Annotated in this window: 24 protein-coding genes; 9 read left to right on the forward strand and 15 right to left on the reverse strand. The window is 65.9% G+C overall.

Annotated features, from left to right (window positions below; genetic code table 11):
• Window position 1: 1 nt before the first annotated feature.
• A complete protein-coding gene (locus tag SG26_RS08275; protein WP_050037326.1) occupies window positions 2-1,438 on the reverse strand; it encodes an MATE family efflux transporter in 1,437 nt (478 codons plus the stop codon).
• A 94-nt stretch (window positions 1,439-1,532) separates the two neighbouring features.
• Here SG26_RS08275 and SG26_RS08280 point away from each other — a divergent pair, with 94 nt between their 5' ends.
• Window positions 1,533-1,949, forward strand: a complete 417-nt coding sequence (locus SG26_RS08280; protein ID WP_050037327.1) for a hypothetical protein — start codon at window positions 1,533-1,535, stop codon at window positions 1,947-1,949.
• A 115-nt stretch (window positions 1,950-2,064) separates the two neighbouring features.
• Here the strand turns inward: SG26_RS08280 and SG26_RS08285 are convergent, their stop codons facing one another.
• Complete coding sequence (locus SG26_RS08285; RefSeq protein ID WP_050037328.1) at window positions 2,065-3,168, reverse strand: tRNA (guanine(26)-N(2))-dimethyltransferase; 1,104 nt, start codon at window positions 3,166-3,168, stop codon at window positions 2,065-2,067.
• A gap of 48 nt (window positions 3,169-3,216) precedes the next feature.
• On the reverse strand, window positions 3,217-4,899 hold the full coding sequence (locus SG26_RS08290; RefSeq protein WP_050037329.1) for a histidine kinase N-terminal 7TM domain-containing protein: 1,683 nt from the start codon (window positions 4,897-4,899) through the stop codon (window positions 3,217-3,219).
• 133 nt (window positions 4,900-5,032) lie between these two features.
• On the opposite strand from SG26_RS08290, the gene SG26_RS08295 reads away from it, so the two are divergent.
• The gene (locus tag SG26_RS08295) at window positions 5,033-5,386 is read left to right on the forward strand and encodes a hypothetical protein (protein ID WP_014039100.1); all 354 of its coding nucleotides are present in this window, start codon (window positions 5,033-5,035) and stop codon (window positions 5,384-5,386) included.
• Window positions 5,387-5,600: 214 nt separating this feature from the next.
• Here SG26_RS08295 and SG26_RS08300 read toward each other — a convergent pair whose 3' ends face one another.
• The 3 genes from SG26_RS08300 to hisH are packed head-to-tail and all read right to left on the reverse strand — an operon-like array spanning window position 5,601 to window position 7,849.
• Complete coding sequence (locus SG26_RS08300; protein WP_050037330.1) at window positions 5,601-6,335, reverse strand: acetoacetate decarboxylase family protein; 735 nt, start codon at window positions 6,333-6,335, stop codon at window positions 5,601-5,603.
• Window positions 6,332-7,177, reverse strand: coding sequence for an SDR family oxidoreductase (locus SG26_RS08305; RefSeq protein WP_050037331.1), 846 nt, complete (start codon window positions 7,175-7,177; stop codon window positions 6,332-6,334). The genes SG26_RS08300 and SG26_RS08305 overlap by 4 nt, the downstream gene beginning before the upstream one ends.
• 24 nt (window positions 7,178-7,201) lie before the next feature.
• A complete protein-coding gene (gene hisH, locus SG26_RS08310) occupies window positions 7,202-7,849 on the reverse strand; it encodes an imidazole glycerol phosphate synthase subunit HisH (RefSeq protein WP_008307104.1) in 648 nt (215 codons plus the stop codon).
• 171 nt (window positions 7,850-8,020) lie between these two features.
• Between hisH and SG26_RS08315 the strand changes: the two genes are divergently transcribed.
• Complete coding sequence (locus tag SG26_RS08315) at window positions 8,021-8,386, forward strand: hypothetical protein (RefSeq protein WP_014039103.1); 366 nt, start codon at window positions 8,021-8,023, stop codon at window positions 8,384-8,386.
• Window positions 8,387-8,414: 28 nt separating this feature from the next.
• On the opposite strand, the gene SG26_RS08320 is transcribed toward SG26_RS08315, so the two are convergent.
• The 4 genes from SG26_RS08320 to SG26_RS08335 all read right to left on the reverse strand — a co-directional run bounded on the left by SG26_RS08320 (window position 8,415) and on the right by SG26_RS08335 (window position 10,516).
• On the reverse strand, window positions 8,415-9,002 hold the full coding sequence (locus SG26_RS08320) for a uracil-DNA glycosylase family protein (protein ID WP_050037332.1): 588 nt from the start codon (window positions 9,000-9,002) through the stop codon (window positions 8,415-8,417).
• Window positions 9,003-9,114: 112 nt separating this feature from the next.
• Window positions 9,115-9,558 (reverse strand): RidA family protein, encoded by a 444-nt coding sequence (locus SG26_RS08325; RefSeq protein ID WP_079980816.1) that lies wholly within the window; start codon window positions 9,556-9,558, stop codon window positions 9,115-9,117.
• A 224-nt stretch (window positions 9,559-9,782) separates the two neighbouring features.
• Entirely contained in the window at window positions 9,783-10,334 is a 552-nt protein-coding gene (locus SG26_RS08330; protein WP_023843053.1) for a DUF99 family protein, read from the reverse strand.
• Complete coding sequence (locus SG26_RS08335) at window positions 10,331-10,516, reverse strand: DUF5786 family protein (RefSeq protein ID WP_004515979.1); 186 nt, start codon at window positions 10,514-10,516, stop codon at window positions 10,331-10,333. The genes SG26_RS08330 and SG26_RS08335 overlap by 4 nt, the downstream gene beginning before the upstream one ends.
• A gap of 160 nt (window positions 10,517-10,676) precedes the next feature.
• On the opposite strand from SG26_RS08335, the gene SG26_RS08340 reads away from it, so the two are divergent.
• Together SG26_RS08340 and SG26_RS08345 are read left to right on the forward strand one after the other, a co-directional pair.
• Window positions 10,677-11,288 (forward strand): MBL fold metallo-hydrolase, encoded by a 612-nt coding sequence (locus tag SG26_RS08340; protein WP_050037333.1) that lies wholly within the window; start codon window positions 10,677-10,679, stop codon window positions 11,286-11,288.
• A 50-nt stretch (window positions 11,289-11,338) separates the two neighbouring features.
• Window positions 11,339-12,244 (forward strand): hypothetical protein, encoded by a 906-nt coding sequence (locus SG26_RS08345; RefSeq protein ID WP_014039108.1) that lies wholly within the window; start codon window positions 11,339-11,341, stop codon window positions 12,242-12,244.
• 50 nt (window positions 12,245-12,294) lie between these two features.
• Here the strand turns inward: SG26_RS08345 and SG26_RS20740 are convergent, their stop codons facing one another.
• Entirely contained in the window at window positions 12,295-12,444 is a 150-nt protein-coding gene (locus tag SG26_RS20740; protein ID WP_004960523.1) for a 50S ribosomal protein L40e, read from the reverse strand.
• A 126-nt stretch (window positions 12,445-12,570) separates the two neighbouring features.
• Here SG26_RS20740 and SG26_RS08350 point away from each other — a divergent pair, with 126 nt between their 5' ends.
• Window positions 12,571-13,644 carry an enolase gene (locus tag SG26_RS08350; protein WP_050037334.1) on the forward strand — a complete coding sequence of 358 codons (1,074 nt, stop codon included), beginning with the start codon at window positions 12,571-12,573 and terminating at the stop codon, window positions 13,642-13,644.
• A gap of 169 nt (window positions 13,645-13,813) precedes the next feature.
• Here SG26_RS08350 and SG26_RS08355 read toward each other — a convergent pair whose 3' ends face one another.
• Complete coding sequence (locus tag SG26_RS08355; RefSeq protein WP_014039110.1) at window positions 13,814-14,329, reverse strand: DUF367 family protein; 516 nt, start codon at window positions 14,327-14,329, stop codon at window positions 13,814-13,816.
• An 87-nt stretch (window positions 14,330-14,416) separates the two neighbouring features.
• On the opposite strand from SG26_RS08355, the gene SG26_RS08360 reads away from it, so the two are divergent.
• Together SG26_RS08360 and SG26_RS08365 are read left to right on the forward strand one after the other, a co-directional pair.
• The gene (locus tag SG26_RS08360; protein ID WP_050037335.1) at window positions 14,417-16,144 is read left to right on the forward strand and encodes a redoxin domain-containing protein; all 1,728 of its coding nucleotides are present in this window, start codon (window positions 14,417-14,419) and stop codon (window positions 16,142-16,144) included.
• Window positions 16,141-16,518, forward strand: coding sequence for a nuclear transport factor 2 family protein (locus SG26_RS08365; protein WP_014039112.1), 378 nt, complete (start codon window positions 16,141-16,143; stop codon window positions 16,516-16,518). Before SG26_RS08360 ends, SG26_RS08365 begins: the two co-directional genes overlap by 4 nt.
• A gap of 27 nt (window positions 16,519-16,545) precedes the next feature.
• Here SG26_RS08365 and SG26_RS08370 read toward each other — a convergent pair whose 3' ends face one another.
• From SG26_RS08370 to SG26_RS08380, 3 genes are all read right to left on the reverse strand, one after another.
• Window positions 16,546-17,256: a class I SAM-dependent methyltransferase gene (locus SG26_RS08370; RefSeq protein WP_050037336.1), complete on the reverse strand. Its 711-nt coding sequence runs from the start codon at window positions 17,254-17,256 to the stop codon at window positions 16,546-16,548.
• A gap of 111 nt (window positions 17,257-17,367) precedes the next feature.
• Window positions 17,368-18,750: a serine--tRNA ligase gene (serS, locus tag SG26_RS08375; RefSeq protein WP_014039114.1), complete on the reverse strand. Its 1,383-nt coding sequence runs from the start codon at window positions 18,748-18,750 to the stop codon at window positions 17,368-17,370.
• Between the two features lie 85 nt (window positions 18,751-18,835).
• Window positions 18,836-19,279, reverse strand: a complete 444-nt coding sequence (locus SG26_RS08380; protein WP_014039115.1) for a universal stress protein — start codon at window positions 19,277-19,279, stop codon at window positions 18,836-18,838.
• Window positions 19,280-19,386: 107 nt separating this feature from the next.
• Between SG26_RS08380 and SG26_RS08385 the strand changes: the two genes are divergently transcribed.
• On the forward strand, window positions 19,387-20,295 hold the full coding sequence (locus tag SG26_RS08385) for an MBL fold metallo-hydrolase (protein WP_050037337.1): 909 nt from the start codon (window positions 19,387-19,389) through the stop codon (window positions 20,293-20,295).

A 20,295-nucleotide genomic window follows, 5' to 3' on the forward strand; every position in this document is an offset into this window, starting at 1 on the left:
GTCAGTCGTCGAGCGCCGCGTCGGGCCGGTAGGACCGGCTCACGACCCGCCACGTCCCCGACCGGAAGCGATAGTAGGTCACTGCCGCGGGAACGGCCGTCTCGACCACGAGCGAGGCGTACAGCGCGAGCTCGCCGAGCGGCGTGACGTAGCCGAGATACGCCAGCGGGAGGGCGAACAGGTACATCCCGGCCAGTTGGGAGTAAAACGGCCAGCGCGTGTCGCCGCTGGCCCGGAGCGGCCCGACCGAGCCGCCGTCGACGCCCCGGAACACGACGCTGGCACACGCGACGGCGACGAACACCGTCACCAGCGGGAGCACTGTGGGGTCCGAGACGAACAGGCGGGCGATGCCCCGCGAGAACGGGAGCAGGGCCGCCGCGACGACGATGTACACGCCGATACTCAGCCGGAGCACCGTCTGCGCCCAGACTGTCGCCTCGGCCTCGTCATCATCGCCCAGCGCCTGCCCGACGAGGCTGCTGGACGCCAGGCTCAGCCCCCAGTTCGGCGTGTCAAGCAGCGCCCGGACGCGGAGCGCCACGACGTAGGCCGACACGACGCCGGGCCCGAACAGGCCGACAATGAACAGCCGGGGGAACTGCGCCCCGGTCCGCGCGAGGTTGGCCCCCACCAGCGGTGTCCCGGTTTCCGCGAGGTCTCGCCCCAGTCCGCGGTCGAGGAAGGGCCGCGACACCGGAACCTGGACCGGAAACGCGCCGATTATCGGCAGGCCACCGCGAGCCAGCCCGACGGTGAACCCAGCCGTGACGAGCACGTTCGCAACGACCGTGCCCAGCGCCGCACCGACGACGCCGAGTCCGAACCCGAATATGAAGACCGCGTTCAACGCGATGTTGACGACCGCGCCGCCGGCCCGCAACAGCATCGGCGTCCAGGCGTCGTCGGCCCCGACGAGCGTCCGGCTGGCGATCAGGTTCAGTGCGGCGAAGGGGACACCGAGGGCGACGACGCGCAGGTACCGGACCCCGTACCCGACGGCTTCGGACCCCGTTCCGACGAGGTCGACGAGCAGCTCGGGGACGACCCAGTACGCCGCCGTCAGCGGGAGTGTCAGCCCCAGCACGACGGCGGCGCTGGTCGTGACGGTGACCGCCAGTTCCTCGTCGGCGTCGGTCCCGTAGCGCTGGGACACCATCCCGATTGTCCCTCCGGCGACCCCGCCGCCCAGCGCGAACACCAGCTCCCAGAACGGGGCAGCGAAGCCGACGCCGGCGATGGCTGTCGGCCCGAGCGCCAGCCCCACCATCGCCACGTCGACCGTCGACTTCGACATCCGGGCCACTCCGGTGACGATGCGGGGCCAGGACAGCTCCGTCGCCCGGCGGACCCGCTCGCGCTCGACGAGGCCGAACCGCGCGAGCAGGCTCCCGACGAGTAGCAGGACGCCACGGACCGGATTGTACGTGGAGGGCACGTGTTCGCCACTGCTTTGCGGTCGAACCCGAAAGGTGTTAAGAAAGGTGAGCCGCCCTCACAGGGTTTATACAGCGCCGCTGCAACGACCGGATATGGATACGGAAGCGGCCATCCGGCACGGGACGATGCAGGTGACCGTCCTGTTGCTCGTCGCGGCCGCACTGGCTATCGGTTTCGGCGTCGCCGGCGTCGGCGCGTCCCTGCCGATTGTCGTGGGCCTGCTGGTACTGACGGCTGTTCTATTCGCCGCCCGACCGGACGAGGACCGATTCGGTCCCGTCGCCGGTGTCGACATGGACGGCATCGTCAAGTCGCTGTGGCTCGCGCCGCTCGTCACGGCCCTACCGCTGCTCGTCCGCCTGTCGGCCACACCCGGAGAGGTACAGGCCATTGGCGGCATGCTCGGCCTCGCGGGGATGGCGAACTACTTCCTGCGGCCGGTGTATCTGCTGGGCTACGACCTCGTCTCCGCGGTTCGAGAGAGCGTTGGCCGGGCGAACGGTCGGTAGTTCGTGTCCAGACGGAGCTATAGTAACAATTGAAACGATTTACACACTGATCGCACTGCCGTCGTGCGATCAGGTGTGCATTGATTTTCAATGGCTACTATAGATTCCCGACCCGCTACTCCGCCGTCGCCTCGCGGATTTCGACCACGTCGGCGTCCGTCTTGAACGTCGTGCCGCCGTAGTGCGTTCGAGAGGCCTCGTAGCCAGTGTCCCGAAGTTTCTCGATGAACTCGTCCATGGCTTCCGCGCCGCGTCCCCAGCGCTTGCAGAGGCGGTGCTGGTCGTAGTGGGTTGGCGTGTCGATCTCCTCGCTGAGCGTCGCCAGCAGTTCTGTCGCCTCGTTGGCGGTGCCCATCTCCTCGGTCACCTGTTCGGACACGGCGTCGGCGAATGCCGGGTCGCAGGTCCGACCGAGCCAGATGGGGCCGGCCGTCTGGAGGTGCTTGTCACAGACCGGACAGTCCTCGGGCGGGTCGGCGATGAGGCCGTAGTCGTGGTCGCGCCAGAGGCAGTGCTGGCAGTGGTGGACGTAGCCGAGTTCGTCGATGCAGTCGTTGGCGACCTTCGCGCCGTGGTCGAACTCCAGGTAGGTCCGGGCGTAGTGTTTCGTCGCGTGGCTGAGAATCGGCCTGGCGGCGATGTCGTAGCGGGCGGCCGTCCGGACCATCGCCGACAGGAGGACGCGCATCCCCATCTCGGCGTGGAACTCGGTGTTGCGCGGGACCGCGCCGTAGGACCGAACGCCGCTCTCGAAGTGTGCGCCACACAGCGGGGCGGTGTCGGTGGCCGTCACACAGAGGAGGTGTTTGGTGCCCTGTACCGCCGCGTCGGCGAAGGGAATCGGCGTGCCGAAGGGGTCGACGTCGACCACGTCGAACGCCTCCGAGTGCATGAGCACGTTCGCGTCCGACCGACGGACCGAGGCGGCAAGGTCGTTGCGTTCGAGATTCTGCTCGCACAGCGCCGTCGCGTCGTCGTCGATGTCACACAGCGTCGTCTCCCAGTCGTTGGCCGCCGCGCGGACGCCCCGGATGCCGCTCGCGGCGGTGGCGTCCAGGTACGTCGACACGCGGGGGGTTCGCTCTCGGTAGGCCCGCAGCGCCGCCACGGTGATGTCGCGGTTCAGCTCCTGGACGGGGTTGAAGAACACGTCCGCGCCCTTCCCCGCATCAGGCTGTTCCGGCACCGTGACCGTCACCCGGCCCTCACTGACGCGCATACTCCCCGGTCCGTGCGTGCGCCGTTAAGTCGTTCGAAGGCTCTCCGCTCACGCCGCTTCGGCGGCCGTCCGTTCCTGTGGCAGCCGAACGGTCACCGTCGTTCCGTCGCTCGTGTCGAAGTTGAGGTCCCCCTCAAGCGTCGTGGTCGTCCAGCGGACGAGCCAGAGGCCGATGCCGCTGCCGTGGTTCAGGTCCGTTTCGCGGCCCCGCTCCAGCACGCCGAGTTCGTGTTCTGGAACGCCAGGGCCGTTGTCGCTGACGGTCAGCACGACATCGTCGCCATCGACCTTCGCACCGACGGTGACGACGGCGTCCGGAACGTGCTGGAGAGCGTTCTCGACGAGATTGGTAAGCAGGATTTCCAGCAGGGCGGGCTGGGTCGTCAGCCGGAGGTCGTCGAGTATCTCAACCGTGACCGAGCCACCGTATTCCTCGCGGGCAGACTCGACGACTCCGGTGGCGAGGTCGGCAAGTGCGACGGATTCCAGGCCCGCGTCGCCAGCACCCGCTTCGGCGAGCGTTCGAGCCTTCTGGCCGGAGTCGACTAAACGACTGACCGACCGCTCGATGGTCGCCGCGTGGTCGGACTGCTCGCCGTCGAGTTCTCCCGCCAGCAACTCCGCCCGGGCCTGGATGACGACGCTCTCGTTGCGGACGTTGTGTCTGAGAAAGCGGTTGAGCACTTCGAGGCGGCGCTCGCGGCGGATCTCGTCTGTGATGTCCTGAAAGACGACTGTGTATCCCAGTTGCGTCCCCGCCTCGTCCCGGAGCGCCGTCTGCCGGACCTTGAACTCCCGGTGTCGACCACCGGCCTCGATGGACGCCCGCGAACTCCCGCCGTCTGTCGCGATGTCGTCACCCGCTAGAAAGCTGTTCAGTGGCTCTGTCAGGCCTTCGCGCTTATCCACGCCCAGCATCCGCTCGGCGGCGGGGTTGAGGTTCACGACCCGTCCCTGTTCGTCGACGATGGCGACCGGCGTGGCGATGTCGTGGATGGCCGCCCGCTCGCCGGCCCGCCGGGTCGCCGGGTGGAACTCGAACATATCGCTCCGGACGAACGCGTACAGGTCAAGGGCGATGTGGGGCAGGAACAGGAGCGTCGTCAGATTCACCGCCGGAACCGGTCCGACGCCGCCGGCCCACAGCAACACCCCGGCGCCGGGCGGTATCGGGCTCAGGCCGACCGCGAGCGCCTCGCGCCGGTACAGCGGGCCGTAGCTGACGACCGTATCGAACACCAGCAGGGTCCCGAAACTGACGAACAGCATCGCGACGATGATCGTGAGCAGCCCCACCGGCAAGACGGCGTAGTCGGCTCCCGCGCTACCGGCGGTCGGCACGACCCGGAATCCCTGCCAGACCACGGTGTGGAGCGGGTTCGTGACGACGAGCGCCGTTCCGGCGAGCGGCAGCACCGCTACGGCCCGGTACCAGCCGCTTTCGAGGACGTTCGTCCGACCGGTGTATCCCAGCGCAAAGGAGAGGAAACAGAAGCCGATCCAGATGATACCCAGCCAGGACACCATCTCCAAGGCAAGGCGCAGTGTCGGGTCGAACACCAGCAGCGCCGCGCCGTAGCTGAAACACCAGCCCGTCTGCGTGACGATGGTCGCGACGAACCACCGCGCGCCCGGCTTGTCCCAGTGCGCCTGGAGCTGGGCCAGCAGATACAGCGACCCGAATCCCGAGGCAAACGAGCCCAGCGCCAGCCACGGGAGGTCGAGGTTCATGCCGGAAGAAACCCGTATTCCGTGTTTATTCTTCCGGGCACAGTACAAGCACTGATAACTCCCTGCTGCGGCTGCGAGCCAGCCGGGACGTGGCTGCTGAAGCCGACGCCGTTTTGTCACCCCTTTCCGTAGCATGGATGTGACCGGAGTCGAGGAGTGGGTGGCCGACCTCGAAGCCGCCGGGGAGCTGACCCCCGACGCAGTGTCGGCTATCGTCGACGTCCACGGCGACCGCGGCCACCAGGCCATCGAGGCTGTCGGCGAGAGCCGCGTCAAGCAGTACCGCGATTTCACCGTCGTCGTGGGCCACGACGACGAGTACATCGTCGAGGACGGCGGCTGTACCTGCGCCGACAGCGAGTACAATCTCGATGCGGACGACCCCGACCAGCTCTGCTGGCACGCCATCGCCGTCCGCGTCGCCGAGGCTATCGACGCCGTCGACGAGCACGATATGTGGTACTCTGAGGTCCGGGAGTTCCTATAGTACCTTTTTACTTCGTCGCCCTTCCTCGCGGCGCGTAGCGCCGCTGCGGGAGGGCTCCTCGCAAAAATCTACGCTAAAAACGACCTTCTCGCTCCCGCTGGTCGCGAGAAGTGAAACCGCGCTCCGTCGGCGCGCGGTATGCTATGCGGTACGGCTTCCTCACCGCTCTGCTACTGCTACCGCTCTGCTCCGTTCCTGCTACCGCACTATCCCGTTACCGCTCCACCGGCCGCCCAGCGCCGTACGTAATCCGCCCTTCCAGCGAGAACCGAAGCACTGACCGGGAGCCGAGGTCGAGTGACCGGAGCGTGTCGGCTCGCTCGTGGTCGCCCAGGTCCACGTCGACGCGGTTGCTCAGCGGCGCGGCCCCCAGTTTCCCCTGGAACTCGATTGGCGTCCGTTCAAGCTGGCCCTCCCGGACCGCGTAGCTCTCGACCGTTTCCCGACGCTCCCATGTCCGGGGCCAGTCGATGCCGACTGTTGCGACACGGTTCCCGTCCTCGACGACCGTCGTCTCGCGGCGGGTCGCGTCGTCGCGGTGCGTGATGTCGGCGACCGTCTTCGGGTAGCCCCAGATCTCGTCGCCGAGGGCGCAAGCAGGCTCGGTCGTCACCGGGAGCGACCAGACGTAACCGCCGACATTGCGCGTCAGCAGTGGAAGCAACGGCGGCCGCCGCCCGTCCGCCGTTGCGCTAATCAGCACCGCGAACTCGTCGTAGGGGGCCATCGCGTCGTCGCCGATGCGGTGGTACTCGACACAGAGGAGCACGACCGCGGCCCGGCGGGCCGTCGCCCGAACCGGCGCAAGCCCGTCGGGTAGCAGTGACTCGGCAACGTCGTATCGCGCCGGGAGCACCGCGCCGGCGACCGTCGCCTCGGTGACCAGCGGCAGCGTCACTTCGTGGCCGGTCGAGAGCCGAACCCGGTCGCCGTCGGACAGGTGTATCATAACCACCGCCCCAGAAGCGCGCTCGCTCGACCGAACCCACGGTGTATCGGGTCCTGCAGTCGCGCCGGGAGCCAGTGGGTCCACCGGACGAACGTGGCGAACTTTCCGACGGGGTAGCGGGCCTTCGGCGGGTCGTCGGTCGCTGCGGCGAGTACCGTCGCCGCGACGGCTTCTGGCGTTGTCGCCAGCGGTCCACCGGTGAGGACCCAGCCGTCCTCCAGCGCCTCGTACGTCCGGTTGTAGGTCGGCGTCCGATCTTCGTCGTTCAGGCTTCCCAGCGCGCTGTCGGCGAAGCCGGTGTCTACCCATGCCGGTTCGACGAGCGAGACGTGGATATTATCCGCTCCGGCGACCTCGATCCGAAGCGCGTCAATCAGCGACTCGACGGCGGCCTTGCCGGCCGAGTACGCGCCGAGTCCGGGCGAGGCGGTGTGGCCCAGCACGCTAGAGACAGTGATGATGCGCCCGCCGTGCTCGCGCATCTCGGGGAGCACTGCCTGTACGAGGCGGTGTGGCCCGTGGACTAGCACGTCGAACTGCTCGCGAACGTCGTCGCTGGCTATGTCTTCGACCGGCCCAGCCACTCCGTAACCGGCGTTGTTCACCAGACAGTCAAGTCGGCCTGTCTCCTCGATGACCTGGTCGACGACGGCTTCGATCTGTGCCTCGTCAGTCACGTCGAGTTCGAGACAGCGACAGCGCTCGCGGATGTCCGCAGGGAACTCCGCTCGAATGTCCGTCGCGTAGACGGTCCAGCCGTCGTCGGCGAACGCCCGCGCCGTCGCCGCTCCGATACCCGATGCTGCCCCGGTGAGCAGGACGACAGAATCTCCTGTAGACATACGAACGAATCCCGAGCCCAGAACTCAGTGGTCGAGGCAGTAGTCGACGAAGTTCCGGAGGATGCGCAGCCCCGTCTCGCCCGATTTCTCCGGGTGGAACTGCGTTCCGAAGACGTTGCCGGCGTCGTTGGCGACAATCGAGGCGAAGTCTGCCCCGTAGTCCGTCGTCGCCACCGTCGCGTTCTCGTCGTCGGGGACGGCGTAGTAGGAGTGGACGAAGTAGGCGTGTTCACCATCAACTCCCTCGACGAGCGGGTGGTCCCGCGTCACGTCGAGTTCGTTCCAGCCCATGTGTGGCACGGTCTGGTCGCGGCTGAACCGGACGTTCTTTCCGGGGATGAGGTCCAGCCCTTCGGCGTCGCCCTGGCCTTCGTGGTCGGCCTCTTCGCTCGTCGTCAGGAGCATCTGCATCCCGAGGCAGATTCCGAACAGGGGCTTGCCGGCCTCGGCCTGTTCGACCAGCGCCTCGCGGAACGGCCCGGCGTTGTCCATCCCTTCGGAGAACGCTCCGACGCCGGGCAGGACGATGCCGTCGGCCGCGTCGAACTCCGCCGGGTCCTCCGAAAGGGAGACCTCTGCGCCGGCGCGTTCGAGCCCGCGCGTGACGCTCCGGAGGTTCCCCAGTCCGTAATCGACGACGACCACGTCCGCGGTCGTCTGTCTGACACTCATACGGGATCGTAGGCGAACAGGGGCTAAGTGACTTCCTGTTCGAACAAACCTTCGGCACGACCACTGTCCGGCGGGAGGTGTCGCTTACAGTCGGACACCCGGACCTGATAAGGATATCAACTATGAAAATAGACCGGCCCAGTTTTATTGACCTACCGCATACGGCCGTTGATGGTTGATCCTACAGACGTTCTGTACGTCGACGGTAACGTTCTCATCGCTGAGTTTCCCGAAGAGATGGAGATGACAGACGAGACATTCGCGAAAGTCAATGAACGGTTCGAGGAACTCGCCTCACAGCCGGCGGTCGATACGCATATCTCGAACCTCCAGATGGAGGCGTCACTGAACGACGACGTATTCACGCGAGCACAGGAGGCCGCCGAGGCGGGCAAGGAGTTCGGTATCACGGACTGGGTCATCGTCTCCGAGGGAATCAAGAAGATGGCGCTCAAGAGCCGGGTCGGCGAGATTCCTGGTGTCGACATTTCGCTGGTCGACACGAAGGCAGAGGCGATGGACATCGCAGCGAAGTAGCGGTTCCGGGCCGCACTACCCGACTATTTTAAAACTCGCCGAGCCGCGACTGTCCGCTCTGGGCGTCGGTGAACTCCGCGGCAGTCGTTATCGCGGCCTCAAACGTCTCCTTCTGGCTGGGGTCGTACAGCGTCGCCGCCGGGTGGACGGAGACGAGCACGCGGCGTGGCTGGCCGGCGATAGCCACGTCGAACACGTCGCCCGCTTCGCCGGTGACGGCGACGTCACGCTCCAGCAGGTGCTCAGCCGGCACTTTCCCGAGCGTGACGACGACCTCGGGGTCGACGCGGTCGATCTCCGTCTCCAGATAGTCGCGGCAGTTCGCGAGTTCACCCGTTCGCGGGTCGCGGTTGTCCGGCGGGCGACAGCGCACACAGTTGGTGATGCGCACGTCGCCGCGGTCGAGGCCGGCCTCGCGCAACGCCTCGTCGAGCACGTCGCCGCTCCGCCCGACGAACGGCTCGCCCTGTTCGTCCTCGTTCGCGCCGGGGGCCTCCCCGACGAACAGCAGGTCCGCGTCCGCGGGGCCGACGCCGTTGACGATTCGCGAGCGCGAGCGGCAGAGGTCGTCACAGCGCTCACAGCCGACGACGTTGAGGCCGTCCATCTGCTCCATGTCCCGTCGTTTGCGCCGGGGGCTCTCAAACGCAGCGGTCCGCCGTCGGGCTTCCGGTCGGAATCCGGTTCCGCTAGCTTCAGCGAAAACAACTGTCCAGATCTGGCAGCGATTACCGCTTTACACCCGTCGCTTCGATCTGCACCGCCGCGTCGTTCGGCAGGTGTGCCACGCCGACGACAGTCCGTGACGGTCGCTGCCCGTCGAAAAACGCCGCGTACGCTTGCTTGACCGCTGGTAGGTGGTCCATCTCCGTGAGGTACACCGTCGTCCGCAGCAGGTCACGCGGTTCGAGACCGGATTCGGCAGCCATGGCACGAATTTGGTCGAGCGCGGCGAGCGTCTGTTCCTGAACGTCGCCGTTGCGAGCCGTTTCCGCGTCGGGGAACTGGCCGTCGAAGAACACGAGTTGGCTGTCCTGCTGGCGCGTGCCGTAGACGCTGTGTTCTGTCGGCTGGTCGCCTTCGTACCGGGTCACGCTACTGTTGATGTTCGTTTGCTCGTTCGTTTCTGCGGGCTCTACAGCATTCCTCGCCTGCGTTCTGCTTTCTGCCATTGTATCTCTACAAACACAGTGCCGGACAATCAGACTATGTTTAGCTATTGCTAAATACAACCTACGATAGGATATTGCTACCGCCTATGTCGTTCAAACCCCCATCTCTAACTTAGTAATAGCTAATGAGTCGTTGGGGTATCTGAAGGACGCGAATTCGGGCCGTCCATTGTACCGATGGGCAATACGATACCGCATCCGGTCGGTCGCTCCCGCTGTGTGAGTCACTCCATTTCGACCAGTCCCCGCGCCGCCAGTCGGGCGACACGGAGTGGTTCAGGACGGCCGCCTTCCGGCGTGAACGCGCGGACGACATCCGCGGCGGCGCTGTCGTCGAGGCCGACGCTCCGGACGTACACCGTCTCGTCGTTCACCGACACCGGTCGGCGCTCCGGCTGGGCACGGTAGGTCGCCAGCCGGTCCTGCACGACATCGGAGTCGTCGAAGGCCTCGCGGATGGCCCCTTCGAGTCCCGGCGAGGACTCGAAGGTGACCGAGACGACCGGCAGGTCGGTGTGGTCGTGAATCTGTTCGAGGTCGAGTACGTTGAACCACGCCGGCGCGATGCCCGCCACCAGCAAGTAGCGGACGTCCTCGCGGTCCAGTCTGTCGACCATCGCACACACCGTCTCAGTCGCGTCGCTCCCACCGACTGTGGCAGTACTGAAAACAAAGCCGTCAGCCACTCGACTGGCGCGAACGACGGCACCAGCGAACTGACTGGTTTCAGCCCGATACGACTCCGCCACGCCGAGGGCCCGTGCCCCTGATTTCACGTGTTCTGGTTGTCTTTGATGTCTTCCAGTCTATCGAGTAGTTCGTCGTTCGACGCGGTGAACTCGTACTCGATGTCGCCCTCGTGGGCGTTTTCTTCAGCATCGAGGCCGTCCTCGTCCTCGAAGTCTGTGTCGTACTCCTGATTGTCTTGTTCCGATTCGTCGTAGCTCCCGAACCCCATGGTACGTGTACAACTATGACGTTCTTAGTAAAAAATCACTCGGCGACACTATCGTGTTTGATAACCGATATTTTCTCGGCACTGTGAGCCGAAATACCCTATTCCGGTCGGGTTGCCGGCGGACAGTACACTCAAGCGGGCCGCGCCACAGGCTTGGTGTATGGACGTTCACAACGTCACCGCCGAGGCCGAGACGTTCACCTGCAACGCCTATCTCGCGACTGGCGAGCAGACGACGCTGGTCGATTCCGGCGCGATGCGCGGCGTCGTCGATGTCGTCCGCGAGCACGTCGATGCGCTCGACGCCGTCGTGTTGACCCACCAGCACGGCGACCACGTCCAGCAGCTCGACGCCGTCCTCGACGCCTTCGACGCGCCGTTGTACGCCTACAGCTCCCACCCGCGCCGGGACCACGAACTCGCTGACGGCGACACGCTCACGGTCGGTGACGAGGACTGTGAGGTCGTGTACACGCCGGGCCACGCCGACGACCACGTCTCGCTCGTCTCCGAGTCGTCCCTGTTCTCCGGCGACGTGGTCGTCCACGACGACGGCGCGTTCGAGGGCGGCTCCTTCGGCCGCACCGACCGCCCCGGCCAGTCCCGCGAGCGCCTCATCGAGAGCATCGAGCGCATTCTCGACCGAATGCCGGCAGGCGTCGAACACATGTACTCGGGTCACGGCGGCGTCTTCCACGGCGACGTCCGCGAGGTCGTCGAACGCGCCCTCGACCGGGCGCAACGCCGCGAGCCGAAGTATCCCGACGAGTGACCGCTCGAAACCGGCGCAACGCTCTAGTGATAGGGCCGATATTCGACTCCATGAACCAGCGACTTCTGACGGGGACGGCCCTGGCGCTCTCCGGCGTCGTGCTGGCCGCTATGCAGGCCCTCCATGCGTTCCAGCAAACCCGGATTCCGGTGGCAATTGCAGTCGATGCGCTCCCCTTTGTGGCGATGGGACTGGCGATAGTGTACGCGGGCGTCTGGCTCGTCCGTGACACGACGTTCGAGGGGGCCACGTCCCGGGTGGCCGCGTGGGCCGCCGGCGGGACCGTGGCGTTTGCCGCCATCGCGGCGCTCCTGTTGTTCAGCCAGCGCGTGACCTCCGGGTCACTCGCCCGAGCGTCGTACCTGACGGTGGACCTCGTCACCGTCGGCGCGCTGGCGGGCGTTCTGGTCGGGCTGTACGACGCCCGGAGCCGCAGTCGGCTCCGCGAACTGGCGGCCGAGCGCGACCGTATCGAGGCCTTCGCCGGGAAGGCGGCCGACGTGAACAACTACGGACGCGCCATCGCCAGCGCCCCCAGCGTCGACGGCGTCGCCGCCTTCGTCGTCGAGGCCTTCGGGACGATGACCGGCATGGAGGAGACGGCCGTCATCCGGCTCAAGGACGGCGATGCAGTGGTGCTCGCGAACACGATTCGAACCGTGCCGGTCGACGTTGTCGGCTCGCTCGCACAGGAAGTCCGGACACAGCAACAGGGTGAGATCACTGTTCACGACCGGCCGTTCTCCGTCGACATCCCCGAGTCAGTCACCGACTGCGTGTCGGCGGTGGTTTTGGACGACGAGGGCACGGCGACGGTCGTTCTCTCAGTCACGACGGACGAGACGACTGTCGGGGAAGAAGATCAAAAGCTGCTGGAACTCATCGTCTCACACGCGTCGGTTCGCATGGCGACGCTCGACCGGCAATCAGCGGACAGAGAACCCACTGAGAAGTAGTTGATTGGCGACGAACCGCCACCGGATGCCGGCGGCAACTGACCCGAAAATCAGGCGCTGCGGGTCTCTTTCGCCTTCGGACGCAGGTTGCCGTAGCCGCACTTCCGGCACTGCTGTGCGCGCTGTGGGTTCCGAGCGTTACACCGCATGCAGATCTGCTTGTTGAGGAGTCGGTCGGACGCAGTCTCGAAGCTAGCCATGCGCGCCTCTTTCCGGTGCGCGCGTTTAAGCTTTGAGTTTCGGTACGGGGAGCGGTGACCGTTCGAGCACGGGAATCGGACTCCGGACGTCGCCGGCTTTAGATGCCCGAACGGCGAAGCCAGGGTATGTACAATCAGGTCGCAGACCTGCCAGTTACCGTCGAGAACTGTGCGTTCGAGCGCCGAGAGCGGGCGACCTCCAGCGGGTTCGACCGGGTCACCACTGTTGTCCACCTCTCCGGTGCGGGTGAGACCGGAAGCGGCGAGGACGTGACGTACACGGCCGAGGCCCACGACGCGCTGCAGGACAGCGATACGTTGCAGGGTTCGGACTCCCCGCTGGCCGGCGAGTACACCGTTGATTCGTTTTCGGCGACGCTGGAAGCGACCGATTTGTGGCCCGAGCCCCCCGACGAGGAGCGGTTCCGTCACTACCGCCGCTGGGGGTTCGAGAGCGCGGCGCTTGACCTGGCGCTGCAGCAGGATGACACGGACCTCGGGGCAGCACTCGGCCGACAGTACGACCCAGTGAACTTCGTCGTCTCGACGCGGCTCTCGAACGCCGACGACGACACGCCGCCGACGGCTGACAGACTGGCGATGCTGTGTGAGCGTTACGGCGACCTTTCGTTCAAACTAGACCCCACGCCGTCCTGGAGCGATGCCCTCGTCGACGCACTGACGGACTACGATGTTCGCGTGTTGGACCTGAAAGGGCTGTACGAGGGGACGGACGTCGACGTAGAGGCTGACCCCGAGTTCTACCGCCGCGTCGTCGCCGGCCTCCCCGACGCGCTGGTTGAGGACCCAGACCTGACCGACGCAACTCGGCCGGTTTTCGACGGCGAAGAAGCGCGCGTCACCTGGGACGTGCCTATCACCGGCGTCGAGAGCATCGAGGCGCTGCCGTTCGAACCGGCGTGGCTCAACATGAAACCGTCCCGTTGCGGGACCGTCGAGTCGGTGCTTGCGACCATCGACTACTGTGAGCAACACGGCATCGACCTGTACGGCGGCGGCCAGTTCGAGCTCGGCGTCGGTCGCGACCACATCCAGGCGCTGGCGTCGCTGTGCTATCCTGACGGGCCGAACGACGTCGCGCCCGGCGGCTACAACGACCCCGACCCGGACGCGGAGCTGCCGACGAGTCCGCTTGCGCCACCCGACGCGCCGGTCGGCATCGGAACCGGGTTCTGGTAAACGCCCTTAGAAATGAAGCCGAAGCTACATTGTTGTCTGGAGGCTAACTATTGTCATGCGGTGCCAAGCCTGCGGAGAACGCATCGAAGATGTACTGGAGGCACACGCACGACGGGCCTGTCCACACTGTGATGCGCCGCTCCTCGATAAGCCAGCAACGCCCAAATGACTACTCCTCGGCGAGGTAGTCGTCCTGTACGTCGATGACGTCGCTCGAATCCTCGCAGTTCGCGTACCGCTCTAGCGGTTCCTCGTTCAGTTCAAGGAAGGTGTGGCCCCAGGAGAACGTCGAGAGGATTCGCTCGGCGTGGTCGCGCTCCCCGAGAATGGCGAGCGCACCGGCGAACGCTTCGACGGTATTTAGCTGGAACGCGGTCCCGTAGTTGACCGGATTGCCGGCGACGAGAAACGGGAGCGAGCGGTGCACCCCTTCGAGGTCGAACGCCTCCCGTTCGGCGGTTTCCCAGGAGCAGTCGAGCGCGACCAGTCGGCTGTGTCGAGCGCCGTCGCCGGCGGTCGGCCGGTCCGCTGGAGACAGCGCCTGCTCGGCGAAGGGGTTGAGCACGATGCCGGGCGGCGTCGACCGCGTCGCGCGGTGGAGTTCGGCCTCGTCCATCCGGGCCAGCTTCCGCGCGCTACATTTGTCGGGGTCGTCGTCACCCTCGTACCGGACGTGCAGTTCCACACGAGCGCTACTACGCTGGCGAATAAAAGCGACTCGTTCGGTGACACTGTGCAAACACTGTTATAGCCGGGCTTGGTTGTACAACGTGTGCTTTCAGAGGGGACGACGGCACCACTGTTCGAACTACCGGCGCTCGTCGATGACGACTGCCAGCGAGTCGGACTAGCCGACTATCTCGGCGAGGATGTGGTCATCCTCGCGTTCTATCCGGCGGATTTCAATCCGGCCTGTGACGAGACGTCCTGTGATCTGGACGAACTCGACCTCTTTACGATGCAGAAGGACGTGACTATCCTGGGTCTCAGCCCGGATTCGGTGTACAGCCACCGGGCCTTTGCCGACCGCTACGACCTGAACATCCCGCTGCTGTCCGACACCGACCACGATGTCGCCCGCGAGTATGGGCTCGACTTCGTGGACGACATCGGCCAGCAGCTCATCGAGCGCGCTGTCGTCGTCATCGACCACGACGGCGACGTGCAGTACGCCTGGAGTACCGACGACCTTCAGGAACTCCCCCGTGTCGGGGAGATCAAGGACGCTATCGCCGACACCGGCGGCGACGACACCGCGTTCGCCCGCTACCGCGTCGGCTACGCCCACTACACGGAGGGCCGGCGCGCGTTCACCTCGGCGATGGAGGCCTTCCGCGAGTCGGAGTGGATGGTCGCACAGGGCGACTTCCAGCAGGCACGCGACGAGTTCGCAGACGCCGAAGGCCACTTCGACACCGCGGTCCGGTTCGTCGACGACGAGTCCCTGAAACCGATCTACGAGGACGCAAAGACAAAGGCGAACTCGCTGTGGCAGGCCAGCGACTGGCTCACCCAGGCCGCCCGCGCCTACTCTAGCGGGAACGGAGCCGAGGGCCAGCAACTCCGGGACGACGCGGAGCGCCCGCTCGAAACTGCCCGTGGCTACGAGGAACCGCCCGACCCCGACGATCCGTGGCCACCAGCTCTGGAGACGCTGGAAAAGGAGGAGGACGACGACCGGCCGGCGTTCCTCACACAGGACGAGACCGCTGTGGACACCTCGCTCGACGTGGATATCGACGCGGAAGTCGAACGGACAGACAGCGAACTGTCGGAGACAGCATCGTCGGCTACCGAGTCGGCGCTGGATTCGATGCCATCACCCGAAGCCGCCGATGCGGCCGACGAAATGCGAGACGCAGCCGACGGACCGGCGGCAGAACCAGCTGAGGAGACGACACCAGCGGGGACAGCTGACCAGTCGACGAATCCGCCGCCTTCGACCGACGAACCGACTGCACCCGTAGACCAACCGTCAGCGTCGGAATCTGCGGCAACGTCGGCCGACGACGCGCCGCCGGAGTCAGTGTCGGTACCCGACGGAGAGGGTGATATATCGGACGTCGATGACGCTGATATCGAGGAGATACAGGCCGAACTGGCCGCCAGCGAAGCCGAGACCGAGCCGACGGACCCGCTGGAAGAGACTCCAACCGCAATGGTCGAAGAGCCGCCCGACACGGTCGGCAGCGCGGCCGACGAATCCTCGGCACCGGACGACGACGCCTCGACACAGGACGCACCGGACGACGACGCCTCGACACAGGACGCACCGGACGGCGAGCAGTCGACTGCCGGCCCGTCGCCGGACGTCGCTGCCTCCGAGACAGAGACCGACGACGCAGTCGAACTGGACCTGGCCGACCCGATGGCCGACGACGACACGGGAGCAGCGGTCGACCCCGAGCCGGACGACGGTTCGGGACCGGAAACAGACGGCGAGCCATCTGACACGGAGAGCGATAGAGACACCCCTGAGGAACCCGAATCAGGCCCGTGACGCGACCCGATCTCCGTCAGCGTACACGGGCCTACTACGACGCCATCGACGGCGACGACTACGACCAGTTGGCCTCGCTGCTCGCCCCGTCGTTCGTCCACGACCGCCCCGATCAGACTATCGAAGGCCGGGACCGGTTCGTACAGTTCATGCGTGAAGAGCGGCCCCAGACAGACACCACGCATCCGCTGGACGGCCTCTACTGTCGCCCGGACAGCGTAGCGGAGCCGGCCGACGGCGACGACACGGCGACGGCGGAAGTCGTCGCCCGCGGCCGCCTGCTCGATACCGACGGCGAGTGCATCGTCGGTTTCGTCGACGTGTTCACGTTCGCCGGGGACGATATCGAGCGCATCGAGACGTACACGCGCTGAGGCTCGACTGCTTTCGGATTTGCTGTGTCACTGTCCCGGCAGCGACAGCCGGACGCCGTAAGCCGACCCGTCGGTTTCGGTCCCGACGAACGTGTCCAGGGACCACGGTGTCTCCCGAACCGCGGCGCGGAACTGCGACGGCGTGACCAGCAGCAGGTCGGTCCACGGGCCGGCCAGCCTGTCGTACTCGATGCGGAAGGTGCGGTAGGCGACACCGGGCTGGGCGAGGTGGGCTGCGCCAGTCTCCGGGTCTGCCCGGTCGAGCGTGTCCACGTCGGCGACGAGACGGCCACCGGGCCGTGTCACCGCCGCCAGTTCGCTGAGCGTCGCCCGGAGGTCGGCCAGCGAACTGCCGAGGCCGAGTTGTTTGCCCAGGGCAACGACAGTATCGAACCCATTGCCCGGCGGCCGCCGGAGGTCGCCGACCACTGCATCCGTGACGCCGCGCTCGCTGGCGACCGCGACAGCCCCCGGACTCCGGTCGACCGCCAGCACGCTGTGGCCGCGCTCCTGCAGCGCGAGCGCGTGCCGGCCGACGCCACAGCCGGCGTCGAGGACCCGTCCAGTAACGTCCGAGAGCAGACGCTGTTCGATGGGATGCCACTCGGACGGCGGCTCGAAGTAGCCCGCAAGATGCGCCTCGGTCAAATCGCCGTCGTCGCGGCGATAGCGGGGCCGCTCGGCGAGGTCGTCGCGGTGGAAGTCCAGTACCATCTGCCCGAAAGCGTCGTCCGGCATACTTCGGCGGTGCTGACGAACGAATGTAATAGTGCATTAAAATATGGTGTCGTGTAACGCACCGCATACGGGAAAGCGGGACACCGGCCGAGCGCAACGGACCGCGGCGGCCTACTCTTTCTCGCCGGCTCCGACGGCGCTCTCGCCGATTTTCTCGGAGCCCTCGATAACTTCCTGGCCGCCCATGTACGGGCGGAGGGGTTCGGGAACGGTAATGGTGCCGTCGTCGTTCTGGTAGTACTCCATGATGGCGACGAGGACACGCGGGACTGCCAGACCAGAGCCATTCAGCGTGTGGAGGTAGTCGGCGGATTCGTGCCGTTCGGGACGGTAGCGAAGGCCGGCGCGGCGCGCCTGGAAGTCCTCGAAGTTCGACACCGAGGAGACTTCGAGCCAGCGGCCGCCGCGGTCGGGGCCGTCCGCCATGTCGTCGCCGGGGGCCCACACCTCGATGTCGTACTTCTTGGCCTGTGTAAAGCCCATGTCGCCGGTGCACATGTCAAGCACGCGGTAGGGAAGTTCGAGACGGTCCAGTACCTCGGCGGCCTCGTCCAGTAGGCTCTCCAGTCGGTCGTAGCTGTTCTCCGGCCGGACGAAGTTGACGAGTTCGACCTTGTGGAACTGGTGGACGCGGACGTAGCCTCGCGTTTCTGTCCCGTGTTCGCCGGCCTCGCGGCGGAAGTTCGGCGAGAACGCCTGGTGTTTGACCGGCAGGTCGTCGTCCAGCAGGATCTCGTCGCGGTACATGTTGGTGACCGGCACCTCCGCCGTCGGCAGGAGCCACAGGTCGTCGCTGTCGTAGTCGTCGTCCTGGCGCGCGCCGACGCGGTAGGCGTCCTCGTCGAACTTCGGAAGCTGGCCGGTCCCTTCCATCGAATCGGAGTTGACGGGAATCGGCGGAAGCACGTCGACGTACTCCTGTTCGCGGTGGACGTCCAGCATGAACTGGATGAGGGCGTGTTCCAGACGTGCCCCCTCGCCCTTGACGAACTGGTAGCCGCCGCCGGACACCTTCGCGCCGCGCTCGAAGTCGAGCAGGTCGAGGTCCTCACCGAGGTCGTAGTGAGGAATTACTTCGTCGGGCAGGTCCCGGAGGTCGTCGAACCCCTCGCGGTAGCGCTCGACGTTATCGGCCTCGCCCTCCCCGGTCGGGACCGACTCGTGGGGGACGTTCGGCAGTTCCAGCAGGGCTTTTTCCAACCGGGACTCCAGTTCGTCGGCGCGCTCCTCGACCTCCTGCAGTTCGTCTTTGAGTTCCTGCGAGCGGTCGATGGCCTCCTGTGCCTCCTCGTCTTTGCCGTCCTGTTTCAGCTGGCCAATCTTGCTCGACACTTCGTTGCGTTCTTGCCGGAGGCCGTCGCCTTCGGCCTTCAGTTCCCGCCACTCCTCGTCGATTTCGAGGATTTCGTCGAGGTCTACGTCCGTGACGCCCTTCCGCTCGATAGCGTCACGGACCGTCTCGGGGTGCTCCCGGACGAACTGTCTCGATAACATGGACGACGGTTCTCGGCGGCAGAAATTAGGCGTGTCGGTCCCGCGGTGGGGCTGCCCCCGACTGTCGACTTGTGCGTCTCCTCCGTTACGTTTCGCCGCCGACCTTGACCGCCAGTACCGGCACCGGCGAGGCCCGAACGACCGACTCGGTGACGCTGCCGATGAGTTCCTTGGACGGCCCGGTCCGCCCCTCTGTCGCCATCACGACGACGTCGATGTCGTTGCGCTCGACGTAGTCTACGACTTCCTCGTGGGGGACGCCCTGTTCGACCGCTGTGGTCACGGTGTCGATGCCGGCGTCTTCGGCCTGCGCGCGCAGATCGTCGACGGCCTGCTGGCCGGCGTCAGCGAGGCGGTCGAAGATGCTGCTGTCCTCGAAATCGGGAATCTGTTCGACTACCTGTTCGGTTTCGAGGACGTGCAGCGCGTGCAGACTCGCATCGTGGCGCTGTGCGAGGTCGATAGCGTGTTCGGCCGCAGTTACGGACCCCTCGGAGCCGTCGGTCGGAACGAGTACGGCGTCGTACATACAGTGGTGTTTCTGATTCCGGGTAAATGGCTTTGCCCTTCCTGACTATCGGTTGTCAAGACGGCCACAGCACAACGGTTTTGCCCCCGCCGGTCACGAGGAAGTGTATGGGAATCGGTGACGTTTACGAGGTGACGGTCGGGGACTGCACAGACGTCCACTACGTCGACACCGGGATGTACGACGTAGTCGAGTACGGCTCCGTTTACATCATCGACGCCGAGCGGCCGGCGCTGGTCGACACCGGCATCGGCGCGCGCCACGAGAACATCCTTTCAGCGATGGAGTCAGTCGGTATCGCGCCCGAGGACCTGGAGGTCATCGCGGCGACGCACGTCCATCTGGACCACGCCGGCGGGGCCGGCTACCTCGTCGAGGACTGTCCGAACGCGACGGTGTACGTCCACGAGTCCGGGAAGCGACACCTCGTCGACCCCCAGCGGCTCTGGGAGGGGACCAAACACGCCGTCGGCGACCAGATCGAGTACTACGGCAAGCCGATTCCGGTCCCCGAGGACCGAATCGAGACGCTAACCGACGGCGACGTGATCGACCTGGGCGATCACTCGCTGGACGTCATGCACGCGCCGGGCCATGCCCCACACCAGGTCGTCTTCTACGACCCCGTCGTCGACGGTGTGTTCACCGCCGACGCCGCCGGTATCTACACGCCGGCGACCGACGAGATGCACGTCACGACGCCGCCGGTCAACTTCACGCTGGAGGGGGCCCTCGACGACGTGACGATGCTACAGGACCTCGACCCGGACATCCTCATGTTCGGCCACTACGGCCCGGCCGAAACCGGCGACAAACTGGAGACCTACGCCGAGATCCTGCCCGAGTGGGTTGCCGAAGTCGAGCGCAAGCGCGAGGAACTCGACGACGACGAGGCTGTCATCGATTACTTCCTCAAGCGGGCCGACACCGACCTCTGGGGCGAGCGGAAGGGTCGCGCCGAGATGCGCTTGAACGTCCGGGGCGTGCTCGTGGCCCTCGACAACCGCGAAGAATAG

This window comes from Haloarcula sp. CBA1115, from assembly GCF_000827835.1.
GTDB lineage: Archaea > Halobacteriota > Halobacteria > Halobacteriales > Haloarculaceae > Haloarcula > Haloarcula hispanica.